Below are 19953 nucleotides of genomic sequence, written 5' to 3'. Positions count from 1 at the left end.
TTCAGCAGCGACAAGACGGCTGATAAGTCCGAGGTGAAGGCGGGCGAGGAGCTGACCTATACGATCACGGTTACCAATACGGGCGACGTGGACTATGACGGCATCACCGTCAGCGACGCGATCCCCGCGAACACCACCTACAAGGAAGGCAGCGCGAGCGAGGGCGGCAGCCTGAGCGGCAATACANAAGGAAGGCAGCGCGAGCGAGGGCGGCAGCCTGAGCGGCAATACATTGACCTGGACGGTCGACGTGCCGTTCGGCGAAAGCCGCGGGGTGAGCTTCACGGTAGTGGTTGACAGCGACCTGACGGGGGTTGAATCAATCCGCAACGCGGCTGTGGTCACGGGCGATGACCCGGGCGAGCCGCAGGAACCGGAAGTGGAGACACCGACGGATCCGGTGAAATCGTTCAGCAGCGAGAAGACGGCTGATAAGTCCGAGGTGAAGGCGGGCGAGGAGCTGACCTACACGATCACGGTTACCAACACGGGCGACGTGGATTATGACGGCATCACGATAACGGATGCGATCCCGGCGAACACAAGCTATAAGGAAGGCAGCGCGAGCGAGGGCGGCAGCCTGAGCGGCAATACATTGACCTGGACGGTCGACGTGCCGTTCGGCGAAAGCCGCGGGGTGAGCTTCACGGTGGTGGTTGACAGCGACCTGACGGGAGTTGAATCAATCCGCAACGCAGCGAAAGTCACCGGTGACGATCCCGGGAAACCCGAAGAACCGGAAGTGGAGACACCGACGGATCCGGTGAAATCGTTCAGCAGCGAGAAGACGGCTGATAAGTCCGAGGTGAAGGCGGGCGAAGAGCTGACCTATACGATCACGGTTACCAATACGGGTGACGTGGACTATGACGGCATTACCGTCAGCGACGCGATCCCCGCGAACACGGCCTACAAGGAAGGCAGCGCGAGCGAGGGCGGCAGCCTGAGCGGCAATACATTGACCTGGACGGTCGACGTACCGTTCGGCGAAAGCCGTGAGGTGAGCTTCACGGTGGTGGTAGCAGATGACCTGACGGGAGTTGAATCAATCCGCAACGTAGCGAAAGTCACCGGTGACGATCCCGGGCAACCCGAAGAGCCGGAAGTTGAGGTGCCAACAGATTCTGGATCTCAATTTGATTCGGAAAAGACGGTGTCAGACGCTACCGGCGACGGCAATGCACAAGCCGGTGAAGAACTGATTTATTCCATCATCGTTAAAAATACAGGAGATACAGATTACGAAGGTATCACCATTGAAGACCAAATTCCCGCCCACACCACCTATGTGACGGGCAGTGCAACCCATGGAGGAGAACTGAGTAATGACAAACTTAGCTGGACCATTGATGTTCCGTATGGAAAAGAGGTTTCGGTAAGCTTTAAAGTACAGGTAGTGGCCGAGTTAGAAGGTGTAGATGCGATAAGGAACATTGCCACCGTGACAGGCGGTGACCCGGAGCATCCGGAAACCGAACACCCGGAATCGCCAGAAGTACCTGTAATTACAGGACCAACAGCTAACGACGATAATGGCAATACCAATCAAGGCGAGCCGATAACGATCGTTGTGTTAACAAACGATAAAGAGGGTAGCAGTTCGTTGGTTCCTGAATCGGTCCGCCTGATTGATCCATCAACTGGGGAGAAAGTGACAGAAGTGACTATCGAAGGAGAAGGTACCTATACGGTAAGTACAGATGGAAGGGTGACGTTTACCCCCGATCCGGACTATGTAGGAGAGAGCACTGTGAAATATACAGTAAAAGATGAAAACGGACTGGAGTCAAACGAGGGTACGATTGAAGTCGTTGTCGAAGGTGTAGCTGCGGAAATTGCGCCGACTGCCGTAGACGACCGGGCAACTACCCCGTATCGTCAACCAGTGACGATACCTATATTGAATAATGATGAAGCAGGAAGCAGTCCCATCGTACCGGCTACCGTAAAATTGATCGATGCGTCCGGAAATCGCGTCACTTCAGTGACAATCCCCGGAGAAGGACGGTATACGGTCAATGCGCAAGGAACCGTAACGTTCGAACCCGATGAAAACTTCACGGGCACAAGTACGGTTACCTATGAGGTAAGTGACGAAAATGGACTGGTATCCAATGTTGCCAGTATTAGCGTAACTGTCAACACTCGTCCGTTCAAGATACCGAACGTATTTACCCCGAATGGGGACGGACGTAACGATGTCTTCGAAATCGTGGGTCTTGAAGGCTTCGAAAAAGTGGAGATAACAGTTGTAAATCGTTGGGGTAATGAGGTCTATCGTAATAACAACTACCGTAACAATTGGGATGGACAAGGCTTGAATGAAGGAACTTACTATTATGTAATCATCACTCACGATGGCAGCGTACGTGAGCGGTACGCAGGATGGGTACTTATCAAACGTCAGTAATATTAATTTGCACAAATAAGGATTCGATACCCTCCGTTCAAGTAACGGCTTGTCAGAGATAATTTGAAAAACAATAGCTATGAAGCATCATATTAAGTTAGCGATATTAGCAATCGGCATCGGTTTCGCTTGGGAAGCCCAGGCACAGCAGAATATCCAATTTACGCAGTATATCTTTAATTCAATGAGTGTGAATCCTGCATATGCGGGATATAAAGAGGAGTGGTTTGGTCAATTGGGACTGCGTAGCCAATGGGTTGGGCTCGATGGGGCACCGCAGACGGGCCTGTTGTCTATCGATGGACTTGCAGATCCCATTCATAAACGCCATGGTTTGGGCTTGCAGGTCACAGCGGATAAACTGGGACCCCAGTCAGCAACTTCGGCTTATGCCAATTATGCGTTTCGCCTGCGGTTAAACGAGGAGGATACCCAACGGCTAAGCTTCGGAATCGGGGCCGGTGTTACACAGTACAGTTTGGATGGTGCACTGCTTGATCCCGTAGAAGGGGGAGATCAGGTGCTGCCGGCAGGGAAAATCAGCAATTGGGTACCTGATATTCGTTTCGGGGTATATTATTATAACCCTAGGTGGTACGCGGGCGTATCAGTGATGGACCTGCTTTCCGGCGATCAAAGTAATAATATCTTCCGGTGGGACAATACTACGACGGATAATATACGCCGTAAGCGCCACCTGTATTTCATCGGTGGAGCCCTGTTCGATCTTTCTAAAGGATTGAAGTTGAGACCAAGTTTACTAGTGAAAGAAGACTTTAAAGGGCCGACAAGTCTGGATTTGAATGCGATGTTTATCTTTGGTGATCGCTTCTGGTTGGGAGCAGGCTGGCGTACGGGAGTGACGGTTTTTGAACGGGAATATAATCGGGTGAGTGGTAATAGCCTCAGCGGACGTAACTCGTTTTCGGCGGTAACCCAAATTTATGTGACTAATGCGTTGCGCATCGGATATTCTTACGACCATATTGTCAGCCGGCTTTCAAATGTCCAAAACGGGTCGCACGAAATCACGTTGGGAATCACCTTCGGATCTAAACAGCAGCGGATATTAAGCCCGCGATTTTTCTAATGTAATTGATAAAACAGTTTCTTTTAAACCGTAGAGACATGAACAAAAGATACTCAGGAATAATAATCGGTATGCTGATGCTGTTTGTGAGCTTCACCTTTGCCCAGGAACAGCCAAGCTTGCGGGACCGTGCGGACGAACTGTACAGCCGCTACGAATACGCAAATGCAGTAAAACTGTACACCAAGCTTGTAGATACGCGTAAACCTCGTCTGCAGGATCTGGAGCGGCTGGCAGACAGCTACTGGAAAATGAATGACTACGAATCGGCGGAAAACTGGTATGCCCGCGTAGTGCAGCAAGCCAACAGTTCACCGCAGAATTTGCTGCGGTACGGGGAGGTGCTCAAAGTAAACGGCAAATATGCAGAAGCTAAAAAGCAATTGGAAGCGTATGCCGTACAGACGGGCGACGCATCATTTGTAGCGGTGCAGATAGCCGGATGTGATTCAGCGTTACGCTGGATGGCTTCACCCACGTTGCACAAGCTCAAAAATGAAGCTGCGGTGAATACCGCAAATTCGGAATTTGCCGCTTTTCCTGTGGGAGATCAGGCGTATTATGCAGGAGAGCCAACCGATGGAGTATCTGGTAAAACGTATGGTTGGACAGGTAATGCATTCCTTCGGGTGTATACTGCCTCGTTATCTTCGGAAGGTTCACTCAGTGCCCCTTCATTTGCAGATGCAGACATCAATGGCGGGGAATACCACGTAGGGCCAATTGTTTCCGAAGAAGATGGTAACACGTTGTACGTAACCCGTACCTACACAGGTAAAGATGGTGAACGGCAGAAGGTATCGGGTCGCCGATACCGCACGCAATTGCTGGAACTATACATTTATCAACGTAAAAACGGGGCATGGGTCGCCGAACCGTTTGCTTATAACAACGTAAAAGAATACTCGGTGGGGCATGCAGCACTTTCGGCGGATGCAAATGTACTTTATTTCGCAAGTGATATGCCTGGAGGGCAAGGAGGCACCGATATCTGGTTTACCGAGCGGCAATCCGATGGAAGTTGGGGCACTCCCATTAATGCCGGTCCGACAGTAAACAGTGCCGGTGATGAACTGTTTCCCGGTATTGGACCGGATGGAACGCTTTACTATTCCAGTGATGGTTTCCCCGGCATGGGTGGTCTGGATATTTTCAGATCGACCGGTAGTAAAAGTCAATGGAGCACTCCCGAAAATCTGAAGTACCCCGTTAATAGCGCATCGGATGATTTTGCCTATTTGGTGTACGGGGAAGACGGAACTGGTTTCCGCGGATTTCTTGCGTCGGATAGAAGGGGTGGCAAAGGAGGTGATGATATCTACTCCTTCTCACTTGATAAGCCGAAGATTATTATTATCCTCCGGGGAACTACGTCAGATAAGGCTACGGGCGACCGGCTACCTGCTACAGCAGTGACCTTGTTTGATGGTGAGCGGGAAATTGTTGCCAAACAGCAGAGCAACCATGAAGGTACCTTTGAATTTGTACTGGATAAGGACCGTGATTATACCGTACTGGGTCAAAAAGAGGGATATCATGCGGATTCGGCGAAAGTGAGCACCCAGGGTATTACAAAATCTGACACACTGGAGGTTGCACTATTACTGGAACCTGTATTCCAGGTAGGGCAAACCTTTGAATTGGAAAATATTTACTATGATTTTGACAAACACAACATCCGCCCTGATGCAGCCGTGATACTGGATGAACTGGTACGGACATTACGTGATAATCCGACATTGAAAATCGAGCTTTCCAGCCATACGGACAGCAGGGGTAGCCATGCTTATAACGAAGCGCTGTCGCAGCGGCGGGCCCAGTCAGCAGTGGATTACTTAGTGAGCCGCGGTATTGCACGTGATCGGATGGTGGCTAAGGGATATGGAGAAACGCGGTTGGTAAACCGTTGTGCCGACGGCGTCAGTTGTTCATCCGCAGAACACCAAGCCAATCGCAGGACCGAAGTAACGGTATTGGAATATTAATATTCCCGTTCAACCTGAAATGAAGGAGAGCCGTCTCATTATTGAGACGGCTTTTTCCATGCAGACTATCACTGCCTTATTTCAAAATCCTGCGGATTTTATTTGATTTCTTAATCAATTTGTAAAACGTGTCGTAGTCTTCATTGGTAAGTGCCTGTTGGACAGTCTGCAATTGCTTGATATGTTCCTGCAATACTTCAAGCACATTTTCCCGATTCTGCTTGAAAATAGGGGTCCACATATCCGGCGAACTTTTGGCAAGCCTAACGGTGGATTCAAATCCAGAACCCGCTAACTCAAAAATCCGGCCTTGCGCTTTTTCCTTTTCCAAAACGGTAAGTGCCAATGCAAAGGAAGTAATATGCGAAATATGAGATACATATGCCGTATGTACGTCATGCTCATGCGCATTCATAAATGTGGTATTCATTTCCAATTGCTCGGTAATTGCATCCACGGTGTCGAAAGCATCTTCGTCACTATGCATCGCATCCACATAGACCATCATCTTACCCTTGAATAAGCCAGAAATGGCAGCTTCAGGTCCTGAATATTCAGTACCAGCCATGGGGTGAGCTGCCACCAGTCTTCCGCGTTTTGGGTGGTTAGCAATGGCTTGTAAGATGCGCTCTTTTGTCGAACCCATATCGACAACGACCTGCTTGGTTACCTGATTAAGGATGGATGGCAATAACTGAAGCGTAGCATCCACGGGTGTCGTGAGAAAAATGACGTCACTCCGGCTGATTGCATCACTCAGCGTAGCTCCTTCGTCAATAAAGCCCAACTGGAGTGCTTTTTTTAAATTGGCGTCACTTTTATCAACACCGATGATGTTAGAAACAGCTTTTTTTTCTTTCAGGGTGATGGCAACAGACCCGCCAATGAGTCCGACACCAACAATCGTTATATTCATTTGTCAGTCGTATTACGATGATGTATTTTAATCATTATCTGTCGAAGCGGCTTGGATAATACGCGCACAAGCCTGGTCTAAGGTAGCTTCGGTTGCACATAAGCTTACGCGGATATAGGCCGATCCTTCGCTTCCAAAAATACCTCCGGGGGTAATAAACACCCTTGATTGATGGAGAACTTTGTCGCTCAGCGCGTATCCGTCTGAATACCCATCCGGGATTTTGGCCCATATGAATAAGCCCACCTGCCTTTTGTCGTACGTGCAGTCCAGTGCATCCAGAAGTTGATATACCTTTTCTCTTCTGTTTCGATAGATGGTATTTAACTCGCTATACCAGTCAGGTCCCAATGACAACGCTTTGGCCGCGGCCATCTGTACTGGAAGGAACATACCAGAATCCATGTTGCTTTTAAACCGGATGATCTCGTTAATACGCGTTTCTGCTCCGACGAGCATTCCTATACGCCATCCCGCCATGTTGCCTGACTTGCTTAACGAATTGAGTTCAATTGCTACGTCAACAGCTCCTTTAACCGCCATCAGACTTTTAGGGTGGTCATTCAGGATAAAACTGTATGGATTATCGTGACAAAGCAAGATGTTATACTGTTTGGCAAAAGCTACGGCTTCCTCAAAAAAAGACTCCGTAGCAGAAGCTCCTGTTGGCATATGCGGATAATTAAGCCACATAAGTTTTACCCGGCTCAGATCTGTTTTTGCCAGTGCGTCCAGATCGGGAATCCAACCGTTTTCCGATGTAAGCGTGTAAGGAATGCCTGTTGCGCCGCTCAGACGTACCGCCGCCGAATAGGCCGGATATCCCGGATTCGGAAAAAGGGCCTCGTCTCCTTCACCTAAGTAGGTCATGCAGATATGTACAATTCCTTCTTTCGATCCGATGAGCGGCAGTACATTCGTGTTGGGATCCAGTGCAACCCCGTAGTATCGGTTATACCAATCTGCAATGGCTTGGCGGAGTGGTAAAATACCTTTATAGTTCTGATAAGCGTGTGTGTTAGGGAGTAAAGCGTACGCATGCAACGTTTCGACCACAGCGGGATGAGGTGGTAAATCAGGGCTCCCGATGCCCAAATTAATGACCTTTTCGCCCGACTGATTCAGTGCTTCAATCTCGCGTAATTTTTTTGAAAAGTAATATTCTTCGGTATGCTGTAACCGCTTGGCAACCTGTATTTGCATTTTTTTACGTTTAGGCGACTAAATTAAGTAAATCTGCCCAATAATTAGACTCGTATTTTTCGGGTAGCCTTTCTTTTTTTGGTAACTTTGCCGCTTGTTTCGTGCTTAATGAAGACATACTTTAGATTACTTGCGTACGCCAAACCTATTGAAAAATTTGCGATTCCCTACGTTGTTACTACGTTGCTGAGTGTTGTATTCAGCGTGTTAAACCTTGCGTTGGTTATTCCTCTCTTGCATACGCTGTTTAATACCAATGAATGTGCAACTGAGGTGGCAAAGCCGGAACATTGGTATGAGTTGGAGAAGAATTTCAGCTACTATGCTACACAAGCAGGCCAAATATATGGTCCGTATGAAGCATTGAAATGGGTTTGTATCATCATCATCATTTCGGTGTTTCTTGGCAATCTATTCCGCTATCTCTCGCAGCGCATTATGGAAAACCTCCGTATCCATACCTTGCTGAACTTGCGTAGGGCCGTATTTGACAACGTGATGGACCTGCATGTTGGCTATTTCAATAATCAGCGTAAAGGAGATATTATCTCGAAGATTGCGTCCGATGTGCAGGTAGTCCAGTATTCGGTTACCGGGACCTTACAGGTTGTATTTAAGGAACCGCTTACGCTGATGGCTTACATAGCGATGCTGTTTATGATTTCAGCTAAACTCACGCTGTTTGCCGTAGCAGTGATTCCGGTATCCGCTTTTCTAATCTCGCGCATCGTAAAGCGCTTGAAAGCACAGGCAATCCGGGCACAACAGGTCTATGGCAATATGATTAGTTACCTTGACGAAGCGTTGTCTGGTGTGAAGATCATTAAAGCCTTTAACGCTACAGGTTTCATCAAGAAGAAATTTAATGATGAGAATGTGTTGCTTTCTAAAATCAGCCGACGGATGGTAAGAAGGCAGCAACTGGGGTCGCCCGTGTCGGAACTGCTGGGTGTGGTAATGGTAGCCATTATATTACTTTACGGAGGCAAATTGGTATTAAGTGACTCAGGTGAGTTGTCAGCAGCGGCTTTCATCGGCTATATTGCGTTGTTCTCACAAGTCATGCGCCCCGCAAAAGCGCTGACCGATTCATTTGCTAATATCCATTCGGGAATTGCCGCCGGCGAGCGGGTACTGGATCTGATCGATCAGAAAAACGAAATGCCCGATGCGCCCGATGCTCGATCACTTACCGAGTTCAACCAAGGTATTTCACTTACCAATGTTAGCTTTGCATACGGAGATAGGCGAGTACTCAAACACGTCAGTCTCGACATCCCGAAAGGCAGAACCGTTGCATTGGTAGGGCCGTCTGGTGGTGGAAAGTCTACGCTAATGGACTTGATACCACGATTTATAGAAGCCCAGGAAGGTGAAGTGCTGGTTGATAATATAAATGTCAAGAAACTAAAAACAACTGATTTGAGGGATTTGATTGGTTTGGTTAATCAGGATTCCTTTTTGTTTAATGACACCATCTATAATAACATCGCCTTTGCAACGAAGGATGTAACGGAGGAAGACGTGATAGCAGCCGCGAAAATAGCCAACGCCCACAAATTTATTTTGGAGACAGAAGCTGGCTATCAAACTTTCATCGGTGATCGCGGTATCAAGCTATCCGGAGGGCAACGCCAGCGGATTTGCATTGCCCGTGCCGTACTGAAAAATCCACCTATCCTGTTGCTGGATGAGGCCACGTCTGCGTTGGATACCGAATCTGAGAAATTGGTACAGGAAGCATTGGCTAAGTTAATGCAGAACCGGACCACCTTGGTCATTGCCCACCGCCTTAGCACCATTCAGAATGCGGATCAGATTATTGTACTTGACGCCGGGGTAATTGTGGAACAAGGTTCGCACCAGCAATTGTTGGCGAACGACGGTCTCTACAAAAAATTGATTGATATGCAGCAATTTGGTGAATGATAGTTAGGACAAAAACAACCTTTCATTGTAAATGAAGGCAAATTTAGCTAAATTTGCTTGCTAAGAGTTCAGGATATGGACGCAGAAAAAAAACTCACTTTCCTTCTCGAAAACAAGCATCTTGACGAGGAACTGAAAACCATTGCGACGAAAGTTTACCAGGGACAACGGATTACCCAAACAGAAGGGGTGACGTTGTATGAACGGGGAGAGCTTGGTTACCTGGGGGTATTGGCAAATTTCATCCGCGAGCGGTTACATGGAGATAAAACCTATTTTAACCGGAATTTTCATATCGAGCCGACCAATCTATGCGTGTATGATTGTAAGTTCTGTTCGTATTCACGTCTAATTAAACAACGTGAAGATGGTTGGGAGGCAACGATGGAGGAAATGCTCAATCAGGTAAAATCCTACGACAACGAACCGGTGACGGAAGTCCATATTGTAGGGGGGGTACTACCTCAATACAACATGGCATTTTACATGGATTTGTTTACAGCTATCAAACGTCATCGTCCAAATATCCATGTCAAGGCGCTCACTCCTGTGGAGTATCATTATATTTTTAAAAAGGCCAAGGTAGATTATGCTACGGGTATGGCGATGATGAAAGATGCAGGCCTTGACTCCATGCCTGGAGGTGGTGCTGAAATTTTCCATTCTGAAATCAGAGAACAGATCGCGAAAGACAAATGCAATGCAGAACAATGGCTGCAGATTCATGAAGAATGGCACAAGTTGGGAATGCATTCCAATGCGACGATGCTGTATGGCCATATCGAGCAGTATTGGCACCGTGTAGACCACATGGAACGGTTACGGCAATTGCAGGACAGAACTGGAGGTTTCCAGACATTCATCCCGCTTAAATTCAGAAATAAGGATAACCAAATGTCATACGTTGCGGAATCGACCGTGGTGGAAGATTTGAGAAACTACGCAGTTAGCCGAATTTATTTGAATAATTTTCCACACATCAAGGCTTATTGGGCAATGATTTCCAGACAAACGGCTCAATTAGCGCTTGGATTTGGGGTAAATGATATTGACGGAACACTAGATGATACCACTAAAATCTATTCGATGGCAGGGGCCGAAGAACAACATCCCGCAATGACAACAAGGGAATTGGTTGAATTGATACGTAACGCCGGTAGGCATCCCATCGAAAGGGATACCCTTTATCGGGTCATTACGGATTATAAGGATGTCGTCTTTGAAGAAGACCGCATCGATAAGCAACCAAAGTATTATCAGTTACCGGTATTAAACGAAAAATAGCAACGCATTTTCTTGAAAAAATCACTTTATATCATTCGCCACGGTCAAACGGATCTGAATTTGAAAGGAATTGTGCAGGGCAAGGGAGTGGATGCACCGTTGAATCATACGGGCAGGATACAAGCCGAGGCCTTCTATACTCACTATAAAAGAGAACAATTCGATAAGATTTATACTTCCACATTACTACGTACACACCAAACTGTAGCACCATTTCTTCAGGCTGGCCTGCCGATGGAACAATTGGCAGGGCTCGACGAAATCGGATGGGGTATTTATGAGGGTAAAGAACAAACCCCCGAAATTATGGAAGGTTTTTCCAGCGTAATAACGCGCTGGCGTAACGGAGAACTAGACATATGCGTAGACGGAGGGGAGACACCGAATCAATTGGCCGAGAGACAACGGCACGCACTCAATTACATCCTTTCCAAAAGAAATGAAAAAAAAGTGTTGATATGCATGCATGGCCGAGCTATGCGTGTATTTTTATCTGTACTAATTGACCGCGACATTTCGTTGATGGACGACTTTCCACACACCAATACAGCACTGTATAAAGTTCTTTACGATGGGCGTACGTTTTTCATTGAAGATGCCTATAATATCCAGCATCTGAACGGATTATATACTGAATAATGAACATGGAAAAAGTAAGCGTATCCGCTGTATCCTATACCAATACATTGCCGTTTATTTACGGTCTGCAACATTGCCCCGTCATTAGCCAGATCAAATTAAGTTTAGATGTGCCTAGCGTATGCGCGCAAAAGCTTATTCACAATGAAGTGGATCTGGGCATCGTTCCCGTAGCTGCATTGCTGGAAATACCTCAGGCAGAAATCGTCTCTGAATACTGTTTGGGCGCATCGGGTGCCGTAAATTCAGTTTTTATTTTTAGTGAAAAACCCATTCAGGAAATCACGTCCCTACGGTTGGATACACAATCCCGGACGTCTAACGGATTGGCTCAAATTCTGTTGCGGAATTACTGGAACCGTGAAGTACACATCGTTTTAGAAGGAAACGCCGATGCGTATGTGGAAATAGGCGATCGGACTTTCGGAAAGAAGAATGCCCATTCCTACGCATACGATTTATCGTGGTACTGGCAGAAAATGACGGGCTTGCCTTTTACGTTTGCTGCATGGGTAGCCAATAAGCCGTTATCAGCTTCATTTATAGAATCATTTAATCAGGCATTGGCATATGGATTGGCTCACCGTGAAACTATCATCAGCCAATTGCCCCAACGGCCTGACTTTGACTATCGACACTATCTCATGGAAAACATTGATTACCGGTACGACGAAAGAAAGAAAAAGGCAGTGAGTGAATTTTTGAAATTGATGAAAACGTTGGATCGTGAACCAATTAATCCGTGAATGCCTATTCCATTTGCAAAAAATGTTTATTTTTGAAACGAATCTACTAAATTTCTAGTTTATATAGGGGTTATGCTTGGCTTGAGAGGAAGTTGATTCTCATTGCTAATAAACAACTCGGGCAGAAGGAGGTAGGAAACAAATAACTATTCGGATGAGGATCGAGGAAGAAATACAAACGCGGAAATTCCGTAATGAGCAACACAAGGCTACGGTAAACATCGTTTTCACCAGTAACTGGATTACGGGTATTTTAGAAAAAAGAGCCAATCTGGAGCAAATAACGTTGCAGCAATTCAATGTTCTTCGCATACTGAGGGGGCAGTATCCTAAGCCGGCTACGAATAGCTTGGTAAAAGAACGGATGTTAGATAAAATGCCCGATGTCTCTCGCATTATTGATCGGTTGGTTGCCAAAGAGCTGGTATCAAGAGGTAAGTGCAGTACAGATCGAAGAGCGGTAGACGTCATGATTACACCCAAAGGACTGGATAAGTTGGAAGCACTTGAGGAAAGCATGATGATGATGGATGTCCTTCAGGAAAATATTACCGAAGAAGAATGCAGGATCCTGAATGAGTTGCTTGACAAATTACGCGGACATGAACCTTCGATCTCCGAAGACTCCCAGGGCAAATAACTCAGTGCGTGTGCGGCGAATCCAACAGAAAGTTTAACAACGAAACCGCGACACCCAATCCCACAGCCACCATTTTCTTTTTATTGAATTTATGGTGATCGGCCGAGCCGGATTCGAATAGTATAGTTGTGGAAATATGGAGAAAAATGCCGATTACCACAGCCATAATCCGATCGAAATATTGTTCGATATGACCAATCTCTCCTTTACTGATGGCACTGCTGAATAAATAACCCAGGGGTGTCATCGCTGCAAATACAGCTAACAATAAAATAATATAACGCTTTGATAGCGACGTGTGAAATAATAGGCTGCCGAGTGCAAATGCAGCAGGCACGTGGTGAAGAGCGATCCCAAACGTCAGTTGGGTTTGGTGGTGTGCTGCCAGAGGCATTCCTTCCAATAACGCATGTAAACATAAGCTTATCATAATGCCATAAGGAAAGGCACTTCTTGATTGATGTGTGTGATGGATATGACCGTGTTCAATGCCATGTGAAAATTGCTCCAAAATCAACTGAAACAAAAAGCCGAGCAAAACGAATAGCCCGATTGTTTCATCAGTAGCACTGTGTGTATGATAGACATGAGGTATTAAATGCAATACAGTGATAGCAAACAAATAGGATCCGCTGAATGAAAGGATAAGTTTAAGTGAATTTGTATTGTCACGCTTCACAAAAAATACAGCAATGCCACTAGCAAATGCAGAAATAAATAAGATCGCGATAATCAGGGTTGCACTCATGATGCGCTTTTTACGGGTGCAAAATCAGGAACGACAACGCGGAAAACCAAACCGGTCAGGTAACCGATTACGCTGCCTAATAAAGCACCGCCTAGAATGTCGAATGGATAGTGAACTCCCACATATACTTGCGCAATACTAATGGTTGCGGCCCAAAGAAGTGCTAACCATAGAATATGCTTCCAACGCCTGTAAAAGATCATGATCAGTACAGTTGAAATCGCAAAGTGATTAGTGGCATGGGAGGATGTGAAACTATAGCCACTACCGCACCTGACACGCACAGCAACCTCTTCTTTGAATTCGATGTCGTTACAGGGTCGTACACGTTTGACTGTCTTTTTAATTACAGAAGACGACACTGCGTCCGCTATTCCGAATGTAATCAATATAAAAAAAATAATGAGCATTCCTTTTTTACGGTAATTCTTAATACAAAAAACAATAATAAAAAGATATAAAGGAGCCCATGTATAGGGGTTCCGCAAAACGGGCATCAGCCAATCAAAGAAGGCATTGCTTAACCCCTGGTTAATAGCCAAAAAAGCCTCCTGATCCAATGAAACGAGTTGATCGATCATGTAAATTACACAAAGTTGCAACAAAAATAGTAATAAATCTGAATTTTCAATTCGATTGAGTGAATTTAAATATTCAGAACAATATTGCGAGGATTCCCGTACAAAGTTTTTTTCAATGGCAGCCGAATAGACCGGTAACTTCGAAGCAATCATGTACACCGATGAAAGCAGACAGATGCGAATAAACCACGCAAACGCCCATGAATTCCGTTGAAGGCTAGCCACGTCATGAAAATAATACACTTTTATATCAACGCAATTATATTGCATATAAAAGCGAATTTATCTAAGTTTACCGCTTCGAAGATAGCAATATAAAAGTAGTTGACCATTCGTAATCAAAAATAGCAATATGACATTAATAAAATCCATCTCAGGTATCCGAGGTACAATAGGAGGCCGTCCGGGAGATGCTCTTACACCAGTTGACATCGTTAAATTTACAGCTGCATTCGGCCACTTTATCCAAGATAAAACCGGAATCAACAAGATGGTTGTGGGAAGGGACGCCCGTATTTCGGGTGATATGGTTCGCAACCTGGTGGTTGGTACATTACAGAGCATTGGGATGGATGTAGTGGATCTGGGGTTATCCACTACGCCGACCGTAGAAATAGCCGTACCCGGTGAGCACGCCGGAGGAGGAATTATTCTTACAGCAAGCCATAATCCCGCTCAGTGGAATGCCTTGAAATTACTGAATGACAAGGGAGAATTTATCAGCGATTCGGAAGGTAGGGAGGTCTTGGATATTGCCGAAAACCTGGATTTTGATTTTTCGGATGTTCATTCACTGGGCAAGGTTACATTTACGGACCGCTATCTGCAGACCCATATAAATCAAATATTGTCACTTCCGTTGGTGGATATCGAAGCCATCCGGGAGGCAAATTTTAAGATTGCCGTCGATGCGGTTAATTCCACGGGTGGTATTTTTGTCCCTGCATTACTGGATGCGCTTGGTGTTCAGACAATTTATAGGATTCATTGTGAACCAGACGGACATTTTCCGCATAATCCGGAGCCGCTTGCCGAAAATCTGACCGATTTATCTGCATTGGTCGTGTCACAACAGGCAGATCTGGGAATTGCTGTGGATCCCGATGTAGACCGGCTTTGTTTTGTGATGGAAAATGGCGAGATGTTTGGCGAGGAATACACCTTGGTAGCAGTCAGTGACTATGTACTCCAACACACACCGGGAAACACGGTATCAAACTTATCGTCCACAAGAGCATTACGCGATGTGACGGTTGCAGGTGGTTCCCAATATCATGCAGCGGCGGTGGGAGAGGTAAATGTAGTTACTAAAATGAAAGAGGTGAATGCAGTGATCGGAGGAGAAGGCAATGGTGGTGTCATTTATCCGGACATTCACTATGGGAGGGATGCACTGGTGGGAATTGCACTTTTCCTCACACACCTGGCTAAAAGCGGTCGGCGTATCTCGGAACTCCGTGCAGGCTACCCTCCCTATTTCATGTCCAAGAACAAAATCACACTGACCCCCGGGCTGGATATCGACGGACTGCTGAAGACAATGGAAAAACGGTACAATGAAGTTCCTCATAGTACCATCGATGGGTTAAAGATCGATTTTGAACACGGTTGGGTGCACCTCCGCAAATCTAACACGGAACCGATTATCCGCATTTACTCGGAAGCACCTACTCCGGAACAAGCAGAGGATATTGCATTGGATATCATGAAGGAGATAAATGGCATCATCGGAAACTCATCGGATTAACGTTTCCTCAGAAGTAGGTAAGCTGCGTGCGGTACTTATACATAGTCCCGATAGCGGATTGGGAAAGGTAGTGCCTTCCAAAGCGCAGGATTGGCTGTTTGAAGACATTGTACACCTGAATACCATCCGGGCCGGAGAATATGACTATTATGTCAAGCTCTTACTCTATTTCCTCGATGAAGACAAGATAAAGGGACGGTTAGCCCATATCGATGCGCCTGAGCGTGACCGAAACTTTTATAAACCCGATCATCCGGATTTCTACCGGTCGGAAAAGGTGGTGGAATTGCAGGTATTACTCATGGATATTCTGAAAGATGCAGCTATCAAAAGCCAATTGGTAGCATCAGTATGCGCCATTGAGGCCTGTAGTTACGAAGTCCAATGTCGGTTGATGGAATATCCCCATGAGGTGTTGGCCAGGGTATTTTTCAGCGGAACGTCTGACGAAAGTGAATTGATTTTTCCGCCGGTCCCGAATTTCATTTTCACCCGGGACATAGGTATCGTCATAAACGACCATATTTTACTCAATAAACCGATGAAAGAGGCGCGTAAACGGGAAGCGCTGATTGCCAAATATATATTTTTTCACCATCCCGTCTTTGCCGGCTATCGGAGCAACATCATCGAGCTTACGGATACTCAGCATCATTTTCTATTACCCAATGATTCGGAAGCCGAAAGAGTAACATTGGAAGGAGGAGATGTCATGGTAGTCAGTAAAAACCATGTGCTTATCGGGATCAGTGAACGAACAAATACAGAAGCCGCCGCTCAAGCTGTCAAACGTCTTTTTGAAAAGAAGGTTGTAGAAAAAGCCACCGTGATAAAAATTCCTAATAAACGGGATTACATGCATATCGATACCGTATTTACGCAGGTGAAGGAGAATGTATGGGTGATGCTTGGCGATTTTTCCAACGAACGCATGAAAGGATTACAGACCGATGAGGTACACCGCGTCTTAGGTGTACCGACCCGCATGGCCCACGAGCTTAAAATTTTTCAATTCAGGAGAGAAGATCCTGCAAATCCCCAGCTTTTCCCTTCTTTAGAAGATCTGTTGACAGATATCAGCGTTACTGACTTTGGATGTAATCCAGCAGATGTACATATTCTTTTATCGGGTAACAATGAATTCCCTTATGATGCGCGTGAACAATGGACCGATAGCTGTAACTTGCTGGCGCTTGGTAAAGGTGTAGTACTCGGTTATGACCGGAATGACAAAACCATTGATGCTTTCCGTGAGGCAGGATTTAACGTAGTGAATGTAAAAGATTTGCTGATACAGTTGGAAGAAGGGCACCTACATGCATCTAACCTAAAAGACACGCTTATCCTTATGCCTTCCGCTGAATTATCACGTGCACGAGGAGGTTTCCATTGCATGAGTATGCCGATATTGAGGGATTAAGCGGTAATCTTGCTAATTAAACAAATTGCGCATGACGATATTAATGATCCGTCCGATACAGTTCGGTTACAATGTGCAGACAGCCGTAAACAATGCTTTCCAGCGGTTGGAAACGGATGATAAGGTGCGTGTACAACAAAATGCAATCAAAGAATTCGATGCCTTTGTTCAGGCGTTACGTAGCCACGACATAGACGTCCTGGTTGTGCAAGATACAGAAGCCCCGTATACTCCAGATAGTGTGTTTCCCAATAACTGGATTTCGTTTCATGAGGACGGCTCCGTGGTCATGTATCCGATGTTTGCAGAAAACCGGCGCCTCGAACGCAAGTCGACCGTACTCGAGGCTATCCAGAAACGTTTCGTTATAAACCGTAGGTTGGATTATACAGCCAACGAATCAAAGGATAAATTTCTTGAGGGAACTGGAAGTTTTGTATTGGACCGTACTAACAAGTTGGCCTATGCCTGCCGTTCACCACGCACGGATGAGTCGCTGTTCCGGCTATTTTGTGCACAAATGGGTTATCAACCTGTTGTATTTAACGCATTTGACGAGTGGGGGCAGGCTATCTATCATACGAATGTAATGATGTGTATAGCTGATAAATATGCTGTCGTTGCGTTGGATAGCGTAGACTCGTCTGACCGTCCGTTGGTGTCCGGGATGCTCGAAAATTCAGGAAAAACGACGATACTTATTTCCAAACTTCAGATGAAGGCGTTTGCTGGCAACATGCTGCAAGTAGAAAACAGGTACGGCAAGCGCTTTCTTGTCATGTCGACGCGTGCCTATCACTCACTAGACCCCAAACAGCTTGAACAACTGAAATCGTTTAATCCCATCATTCATGCGTCGTTGGACACGATTGAACGAAACGGGGGCGGCAGTGCACGTTGCATGATGGCCGAGATTTTTCTTCCGGAGCATTCCGGATAAAAATAGCTATTTTTACGGCGGGATTTCTTTTGTCATGGACGATAAGCTCTATATGCTATTGTTGGGCTGCAAGCCTCAGGGCCGACATACAGAACAACACGATATATTCTTTGGTATCGGAACTTCCTTGAAGGACTTAATTCCTGGGATTCTCGAATTTTGGCCTGGGGCCGGGAAGATACATATCGATGCCTGGCGGGAAGTAACCGCTGTTGAGGGTTACACAATAAAGGTGAAGCCGCGGGGCAGTCGGCACACCGACGCAAATGGGCTCAGATTATTTTTCGTCAATCTCGGGGGATACAAAGAAAACGATTTCGAAGAATATCATTATAAGTGCCTATCTGTGGCTCCGGATACCGCAAAAGCGATTCAGCAGGCAAAGGCTCAGGTATTTTGGAAACACAGTATTTCGCCCCACATAGACGATAAATATGGAATTGATGTAGATGATATCTTTGAAATAGAGGAAGTGCTCGCACCGCAAGCGAAAGAGCAATATACACTTATAATTGAAAAAACAGAAATCAGCACACCCGACGAACTGCACCCCGGATACCTCAAGTTAAGCAAACTTAACTAGTCATGGATCCACTTGAAACGAAACGTCTTTTCAGGCATTTTCATGCGGTCTGCCAGTCGTAGCAAACGGTCCGGCAATCGGACCAGGTAATCTCTTGCACGCTCACCGGCCTCATTCAGTTCCTTGACCGATTCAACCTTCCATTCGCGTAATAGTTCTTTCAGAATATCCACGTAATCGACCGCCGTGTAGACGCCCAACCGCTGCGCAGCATCTGAAAAATGAGCAAAAGCTTCGCCCTGAGGTTCGCCTGACTCACGAAGCAAATGGGCCGGCATCACGATTTTTTTGCGCATCATATCTTCAAAAGCTACCATTACCTCACTGGAATCTACTTCCATTGCTTTGGAAATAAAGGACATATATGCTTTTGCATGCCTTGCTTCGTCCGAGGCAATAACGCCGCACATCTTAGCTAATAGCCTATCCCCGTCCTTTTTAGCAAGCCCTGCCACCCGTCTATGGGAAACATTGGTTGCCAATTCTTGGAAGGAGGTGTAAATAAAATTACGGTAGGGATCGTTGCCCGTTCCGATGTCAATGCCGTCCTGTAAAAGATATTGCGTGGAAATTTCCATCTCCCGCATATTCACACGTCCCGAGAGATACAGGTATTTGTTGAGTAAATCTCCGTGCCGGTTCTCTTCAGCAGTCCAGGCACGCACCCACTTCATCCACCCACCTTGTTCATTTTTGTTGACATTTTCAACCATCGTAAGCCACGATTCGTAGGTAGGTAATGCTTCCTCGGTGATTGTATCCCCGATCAATACCGCTACCAAGTCATAAGACAACTCTTGTGCACTTTCCTGCAAATCTCGTATTTCGTTAAAAAAGGTGTCACGTGAAGCATCTGGTAAGAAATCGGCAGGTTGCCACATTTCTTCCACCGGCTTCAGGTATTCGCTCATTTCGTTCAACATAAATGGCTCCAGGTAAGCCATTACCTCTTTTCTCGACCCTTCCGGAATCTGTTGTGTTAACGCTTGCATACTTCCACAAAGGTAATTAAATGCGTTGAAAAAAATTTTTTAACAAACCGATTATATTTAAAATATGACAAGAATCATATTTTTACCAGTGATTTTGCTG

General features: G+C 46.0%; 18 protein-coding genes. 13 read left to right on the top strand and 5 right to left on the bottom strand.

Annotated features, from left to right (window positions below):
* The 4 genes from IEX60_RS23695 to IEX60_RS23680 all read left to right on the top strand — a co-directional run.
* On the top strand, positions 1-297 hold a 297-nt coding region (locus IEX60_RS23695), incomplete at its 5' end, for a DUF11 domain-containing protein (RefSeq protein ID WP_188753882.1).
* The gene (locus tag IEX60_RS23690; RefSeq protein WP_188753881.1) at positions 233-2410 is read left to right on the top strand and encodes a DUF7927 domain-containing protein; all 2178 of its coding nucleotides are present in this window, start codon (positions 233-235) and stop codon (positions 2408-2410) included. The genes IEX60_RS23695 and IEX60_RS23690, both read left to right, overlap by 65 nt.
* 79 nt (positions 2411-2489) lie before the next feature.
* A complete protein-coding gene (locus tag IEX60_RS23685) occupies positions 2490-3500 on the top strand; it encodes a PorP/SprF family type IX secretion system membrane protein (protein ID WP_188753880.1) in 1011 nt (336 codons plus the stop codon).
* Between the two features lie 38 nt (positions 3501-3538).
* Positions 3539-5485 (top strand): OmpA family protein, encoded by a 1947-nt coding sequence (locus tag IEX60_RS23680; protein ID WP_188753879.1) that lies wholly within the window; start codon positions 3539-3541, stop codon positions 5483-5485.
* A 76-nt stretch (positions 5486-5561) separates the two neighbouring features.
* Here the strand turns inward: IEX60_RS23680 and IEX60_RS23675 are convergent, their stop codons facing one another.
* Together IEX60_RS23675 and IEX60_RS23670 are read right to left on the bottom strand one after the other, a co-directional pair.
* Entirely contained in the window at positions 5562-6401 is an 840-nt protein-coding gene (locus tag IEX60_RS23675) for a prephenate dehydrogenase (protein ID WP_188753878.1), read from the bottom strand.
* Between the two features lie 27 nt (positions 6402-6428).
* Complete coding sequence (locus IEX60_RS23670) at positions 6429-7604, bottom strand: pyridoxal phosphate-dependent aminotransferase (protein ID WP_188753877.1); 1176 nt, start codon at positions 7602-7604, stop codon at positions 6429-6431.
* Positions 7605-7712: 108 nt separating this feature from the next.
* Here IEX60_RS23670 and IEX60_RS23665 point away from each other — a divergent pair, with 108 nt between their 5' ends.
* The 5 genes from IEX60_RS23665 to IEX60_RS23645 all read left to right on the top strand — a co-directional run bounded on the left by IEX60_RS23665 (position 7713) and on the right by IEX60_RS23645 (position 12842).
* Complete coding sequence (locus IEX60_RS23665; RefSeq protein ID WP_188753876.1) at positions 7713-9533, top strand: ABC transporter ATP-binding protein; 1821 nt, start codon at positions 7713-7715, stop codon at positions 9531-9533.
* Positions 9534-9608: 75 nt separating this feature from the next.
* Entirely contained in the window at positions 9609-10817 is a 1209-nt protein-coding gene (gene mqnE, locus IEX60_RS23660) for an aminofutalosine synthase MqnE (protein WP_188753875.1), read from the top strand.
* 12 nt (positions 10818-10829) lie between these two features.
* The gene (locus tag IEX60_RS23655) at positions 10830-11456 is read left to right on the top strand and encodes a histidine phosphatase family protein (protein ID WP_188753874.1); all 627 of its coding nucleotides are present in this window, start codon (positions 10830-10832) and stop codon (positions 11454-11456) included.
* A 5-nt stretch (positions 11457-11461) separates the two neighbouring features.
* Positions 11462-12202: a menaquinone biosynthetic enzyme MqnA/MqnD family protein gene (locus IEX60_RS23650; RefSeq protein ID WP_188753873.1), complete on the top strand. Its 741-nt coding sequence runs from the start codon at positions 11462-11464 to the stop codon at positions 12200-12202.
* Positions 12203-12356: 154 nt separating this feature from the next.
* Complete coding sequence (locus IEX60_RS23645) at positions 12357-12842, top strand: MarR family winged helix-turn-helix transcriptional regulator (protein WP_188753872.1); 486 nt, start codon at positions 12357-12359, stop codon at positions 12840-12842.
* A gap of 1 nt (position 12843) precedes the next feature.
* On the opposite strand, the gene IEX60_RS23640 is transcribed toward IEX60_RS23645, so the two are convergent.
* Together IEX60_RS23640 and IEX60_RS23635 are read right to left on the bottom strand one after the other, a co-directional pair.
* Positions 12844-13590, bottom strand: a complete 747-nt coding sequence (locus IEX60_RS23640; protein WP_188753871.1) for a ZIP family metal transporter — start codon at positions 13588-13590, stop codon at positions 12844-12846.
* The gene (locus IEX60_RS23635; protein ID WP_308420776.1) at positions 13587-14324 is read right to left on the bottom strand and encodes a phosphatase PAP2 family protein; all 738 of its coding nucleotides are present in this window, start codon (positions 14322-14324) and stop codon (positions 13587-13589) included. The genes IEX60_RS23640 and IEX60_RS23635 overlap by 4 nt, the downstream gene beginning before the upstream one ends.
* A gap of 199 nt (positions 14325-14523) precedes the next feature.
* Between IEX60_RS23635 and glmM the strand changes: the two genes are divergently transcribed.
* From glmM to IEX60_RS23615, 4 genes are read left to right on the top strand one after another with little or no spacing between them, the layout of a single operon-like run.
* Complete coding sequence (gene glmM, locus IEX60_RS23630; RefSeq protein ID WP_188753870.1) at positions 14524-15918, top strand: phosphoglucosamine mutase; 1395 nt, start codon at positions 14524-14526, stop codon at positions 15916-15918.
* Complete coding sequence (locus IEX60_RS23625; protein WP_188753869.1) at positions 15890-17338, top strand: arginine deiminase family protein; 1449 nt, start codon at positions 15890-15892, stop codon at positions 17336-17338. The genes glmM and IEX60_RS23625 overlap by 29 nt, the downstream gene beginning before the upstream one ends.
* A gap of 31 nt (positions 17339-17369) precedes the next feature.
* A complete protein-coding gene (ctlX, locus tag IEX60_RS23620) occupies positions 17370-18278 on the top strand; it encodes a citrulline utilization hydrolase CtlX (protein ID WP_229717763.1) in 909 nt (302 codons plus the stop codon).
* Positions 18279-18312: 34 nt separating this feature from the next.
* Entirely contained in the window at positions 18313-18861 is a 549-nt protein-coding gene (locus IEX60_RS23615) for a DUF1543 domain-containing protein (protein ID WP_188753868.1), read from the top strand.
* Here the strand turns inward: IEX60_RS23615 and IEX60_RS23610 are convergent.
* A complete protein-coding gene (locus IEX60_RS23610) occupies positions 18858-19853 on the bottom strand; it encodes an acyl-ACP desaturase (RefSeq protein ID WP_188753867.1) in 996 nt (331 codons plus the stop codon). The genes IEX60_RS23615 and IEX60_RS23610 overlap by 4 nt on opposite strands.
* Between the last annotated feature and the right edge of the window lie 100 nt (positions 19854-19953).

The organism is Parapedobacter defluvii (assembly GCF_014642075.1).
GTDB classification, from domain to species: Bacteria; Bacteroidota; Bacteroidia; order Sphingobacteriales; family Sphingobacteriaceae; genus Parapedobacter; species Parapedobacter defluvii.
The sequence above is the reverse complement of the archived record's forward strand: the minus strand, read 5'-3'. Positions and strand labels throughout refer to the sequence as shown.